General features: G+C 65.6%; 4 protein-coding genes. 3 read left to right on the top strand and 1 reads right to left on the bottom strand.

All coding sequences use genetic code 11. The features are described 5' to 3' along the window. The 3 genes from EN991_RS25155 to EN991_RS25145 all read left to right on the top strand — a co-directional run. A partial coding sequence (locus tag EN991_RS25155) for a nucleotide disphospho-sugar-binding domain-containing protein (protein WP_281058812.1) occupies positions 1–689 on the top strand: 689 nt, incomplete at its 5' end. 6 nt (positions 690–695) lie between these two features. Further along, on the top strand, positions 696–2,075 hold the full coding sequence (locus tag EN991_RS25150; protein ID WP_063169493.1) for a glutamine synthetase family protein: 1,380 nt from the start codon (positions 696–698) through the stop codon (positions 2,073–2,075). Between the two features lie 2 nt (positions 2,076–2,077). Next, entirely contained in the window at positions 2,078–3,379 is a 1,302-nt protein-coding gene (locus tag EN991_RS25145) for an FAD-binding oxidoreductase (RefSeq protein WP_063169492.1), read from the top strand. A gap of 241 nt (positions 3,380–3,620) precedes the next feature. Here the strand turns inward: EN991_RS25145 and EN991_RS25135 are convergent. Next, positions 3,621–4,334, bottom strand: a 714-nt coding sequence (locus tag EN991_RS25135) for an IclR family transcriptional regulator C-terminal domain-containing protein (protein ID WP_127369773.1), incomplete at its 5' end; no start/stop codon positions are given.

The raw sequence follows: 4,334 nt of genomic DNA, 5'->3' as shown, positions 1-4,334 counted from the left end.
ATGCCGGACTGGGGCCGCTGCCGAAGGGTCAGTTCCTCGAGACGTCGCCCGATCTCAACCTGCTGCTGACGCCGACGATCGTGCGCCGCGAGCGTGCCGAGCCGCTCGACCCCGCGCGCTTCGTCTATCTCGAGGGCTGCGTGCGTTCTGAAGGGCCGTTCGAGGTGCCGGTGTTCCCGCGCAATGGCGGGCCGCTGGTCTATGTCAGCTTCGGCAGCCTGGGTGCCATGGATGTCGGCCTGATCGAGCGCATGCTGGTGGTGTTCGACAGGCTGCCGGCGCGCTTCATCGTCAATGCCGGCGGCCTGCGCGACGCTTACCGCGCGGTGCCGGACAATGTCTATCTCGACGCCTGGTTTCCGCAGCCCTCGGTGGTGGCGAAGTCGGATCTGTTCATCCATCACGGCGGCAACAACAGTTTTTGCGAAGCGCTGCGCTTCGGCGTGCCGTCGCTGATCATGCCCTATTGCTGGGATGGACACGACAACGCGCAACGCGCCGAAGAGACCGGCACCGGCGACCATATCGGCCGTGACGGCTGGACCGAAGGAGTGTTGGAGAAAGCCATTCTCGGCCTGCTGGCCGACGATGCCATGCGCGCCCGCCTCAAGGACAATGCAGCCCAAATGGCGCTGAAACCCGGAACGGATGCGGCCGCGCAAGCCATACTCTCTCTGATACGGATTTGAACGAAAATGCCTGACAACAACACGAACATCTCGCTCTCCAGCGGCAACGATGCCAAGGCCTGGCTGGCCCGGCACGGCATCAACGAAGTCGAGTGCCTGGTGCCCGACATGAACGGCGTCCTGCGCGGCAAGGCCTTGCCGACGGCCAAATTCCTCCAGGCGCTTGAAGACCGCGCGCTCTATCTGCCGAGCAGCGCTTTCCTGGTCAGCATCGACGGCCGCTATTCCGGCTCGATCGACGAGGGTTTTGCCTATTCGGATCCGGACATGCGCATGGTGCCTGATGTATCGACGCTCTGCCTGGCGCCGGGTGCCGCTCCCGGCAAGGCCTATGTCTTTGCCGATGCCTTCCATATGGACGGCCGGCCCTGGATGGCCTCGCCGCGCCATGTGCTCAGGGCCGTGCTCGACCTCTACGCCAAGCGCGGCTGGCGGGCGGTGGTGGCGCCCGAGGTGGAATTCTATCTCACCGCGCCCAATCCGGATCCGGACCGTCCGCTGACCGCCCCGGTCGGCGCCAATGGCCGCGCCGAGACCGTGCAGCATCCCTACGATATGGCCGGGCTCGAGGAGTTCGAGCCGGTGATCCGCCGCATTTACGATTATGCGGCGGCGGCCGGCCTGCCGCTCGACACGCTGATCCATGAGTCGGGAACCGCGCAGTTGGAGATCAACTTCCTGCATGGCGATGCGCTGCCGCTGGCCGACAAGGTGCTGCTGTTCAAGCGGCTGACGCGCCAGGCCGCGCAGCAAAGCGGCATGCACGCCACCTTCATGGCCAAGCCGATCGCCGCACAGGCCGGCAGCTCCATGCATCTGCACATGTCGGTCATCGACGAGGCCGGCAGGACTTTGTTTGCCGGCAGCGACGATGCCGACACCGCAATGTTTGGCCACTTCATCGGCGGCCTGCAGAAATATGTCCCCGAAATCATGCCGCTGTTCGCGCCCAACGTGAACTCGTTCCGCCGCATCAGGCCGAACCACAGCGCGCCGGCCAACATCGAATGGTCGCATGACAACCGCTCCTGCGGCCTGCGCGTGCCGGCCGGCGGCCGCGCCGCGCGGCGGGTGGAGAACCGGCTTCCGGGCGCGGATTCCAATCCTTACCTGGCGATCGCCGGCTCGCTGCTTGCCGGCTATCTCGGCGTCGAGCAGAAACTGGCGCGCTCGCCCGAGGCGTCGGGCAATGCCTACAAGATCAAGAGCACGCTGCCGAAGACGATGGAGGAGGCGCTCGATCGTTTCGAGGCTTGCGGCCCGGTGCGGGAACTGCTCGGCGAGGATTTCTTCCAGACTTATCTGCGCGTAAAGAGCGTCGAGCTCGACCTGTTCCAGGGCGTGGTGACGAGCTGGGAACGCGACCACCTTCTGCTGAAGGTGTGATCATGGCTTCCAGTTCAACGGGCTTCAATTCGGGCCTCGATATCGCAAAATCCTATTATGTCGCCACCGCCAATCCGGCGCCGGACCATCCGGCGCTGGTCGGCGACGTCGACACCGACCTGGTTGTCGTCGGCGGCGGCTGCACCGGCCTGTCGGCCGCCCTTCACGCCGCCGAGCGCGGGTTGAAGGTGGTGCTGCTCGAAGGCGGCAAGATCGGTTGGGGGGCGTCGGGCCGCAATGGCGGCCAGATGATCCCCGGCCTGCGCAAGGGCGCCAAGGGCCTGGTCAAGCTCTACGGGCCGGAGCGGGCAAAGGTGCTGTTCGATCTTGCGTTCGAGGCGCGTGGGCTGGTGCTCGACATCATCGAGCGCCATGCCATCGATTGCGATCTCAGGCTGACCGGCCATCTGGTCGGCGCGGTCAACGGTTCCGACCTCAAGGATCTCGAGGAAGAGGTCGAGTGCCTGGCTACGGTGATGAAGTTCCCGCACGCCGAAATCCTGTCGGCGGCGGAAGCCCGAGCCAAGGTCGACACACCCTATCATGGCGCGATGTATGAGCCGCTCGGCGGCCACATGCATCCGCTGAACTACACGCTCGGCCTTGCCCGCGCGGCGATTGCTGCCGGCGTCGTCATCCATGAGAATTCGGTGGCGGTGAAGCTGGAGCGTGAGCCTTCGATCCGGATCTCGACGGCAAAGGGATCGGTGCGTGCAAAACATGTCGTGCTGGCCGGTGACGCTCTGCTCGATGGGCTGGAGCCGCGCGTCAACAGCCGCATCATGCCGGTTGGCAACTACATCGTCGCCACCGAGCCGCTGGAGGGCAAGCGCAATGTCATCCCGGCCAATGTCGCGGTGTCCGACACACGCTTCGTCGTCAACTATTACCGGATGTCGGCGGACGGCCGGCTGCTGTTCGGCGGCGGCGAGCGCTACACGCCGTCACCGCCGGCCGATATCGCCGGCTTCGTGCGGCCGCATATGGAAGCCACCTTCCCGCAACTTCAGGGCTGCCGCATCGATCACGCCTGGGGCGGGCTGGTGTCGGTGACGACATCCAGGCTGCCGCATGTCGGGCACTATGGCGAGGTCTATTTCGCGCATGGCTATTCCGGCAAGGGCGTCATCCTGTCGACGCTGTCGGGCAAGCTCCTGGCCGAGGCGATCGCCGGCGACGCCTCGCGGCTCGATCTGTTCTCGACGCTCACCCCGATGCCATTCCCCGGCGGCACGGCGCTGCGCGGTCCGCTCTATGTGCTGGGCATGCTGTGGTATGCCATGCGGGATCGCATCAAGCATTGAGGGTCGGCGGGGCGGCGGCGAATTGCAAAACGCCGCGATCCTTCGCGCCCCCCTCAGTCCTGCCGGACATCTCCCCCTCAAGGGGGGAGATTGGCAGATTGGTGGCTTCGCCCATTCCTGCGTCGTTGGAGATTGGCGAAAGCCGGCGTGACGTCCGATCTCCCCCCAAGAGGGGGAGATGCCCGGCAGGGCAGAGGGGGGCGCTGTCCCGCCGACGGTGAAGGTTGTTGGAGAAGGCCTCTTAAACCACAAAAAAATCTTCAATCCGCTGCCTGGCCTCCAGCAGCGCCGGCAGAATCTCCCGCTCCATCTCCGCGACGGAGAACCGCGCCGATTGCGTCGAGACGTTGATGGCCGCGACCGTGCGTTCTGCGCGGTCGCGGATCGGCACGGCGATCGAGCGCAGGCCGAGTTCCAGTTCCTCGTCGACGATGGCAAAGCCGTCCGCTTTCGCCTTGCCGATGGCGTTGGCTAACAAACACCTGTCGGTGATCGTCTTCGGCGTCCGTCTCTCGATCGTCGCCTGGCCGAGGAATGCGTCCAATTCCTGAGGCGTCAGACCGGCAAGCAGGATGCGTCCCATCGAGGTGCAATAGGCCGGCAGCCTGGTGCCGACATCGAGCGACACGCTGAGGATGCGGCGGCCGGGAATACGGGCGACATAGACGACATCGGCACCCGACAGGATCGCCGCCGAACAGGCCTCGTTCAGCTGTGCGGCGACCGCGCGCATGATGGGTGCGGCGAAGGCCCAGAGCGAGGCGCCGCCGAGCCAGGTGCGGGCGATCGTCAGCAAGCGTGGCGACAGCGAGAACACGCGGCCGGCTTGCGTTGCATAGCCGGTGGCGGTGAGCGTCAGCAGAAAGCGGCGGGCGCCGGCGCGGGTCAGGCCCGCTTCCTCGGCCATTTCGGTCAGCGTCATGCCCGAGGGATGCCGAGCCAGGATCTCCATGAC

Origin of the sequence: Mesorhizobium sp. M7A.F.Ca.US.005.03.2.1, assembly GCF_003997795.1 — a bacterium.
Lineage (GTDB): Bacteria > Pseudomonadota > Alphaproteobacteria > Rhizobiales > Rhizobiaceae > Mesorhizobium > Mesorhizobium ciceri.
This window is presented reverse-complemented; position numbering and strand designations above follow the sequence as displayed.

Bases quoted from the DNA above. Each gene is read 5' to 3' on its own strand.
- EN991_RS25150 (WP_063169493.1), top strand. From the start codon at position 696: ATGCCTGACAACAACACGAACATCTCGCTCTCCAGCGGCAACGATGCC.
- EN991_RS25145 (WP_063169492.1), top strand. From the start codon at position 2,078: ATGGCTTCCAGTTCAACGGGCTTCAATTCGGGCCTCGATATCGCAAAA.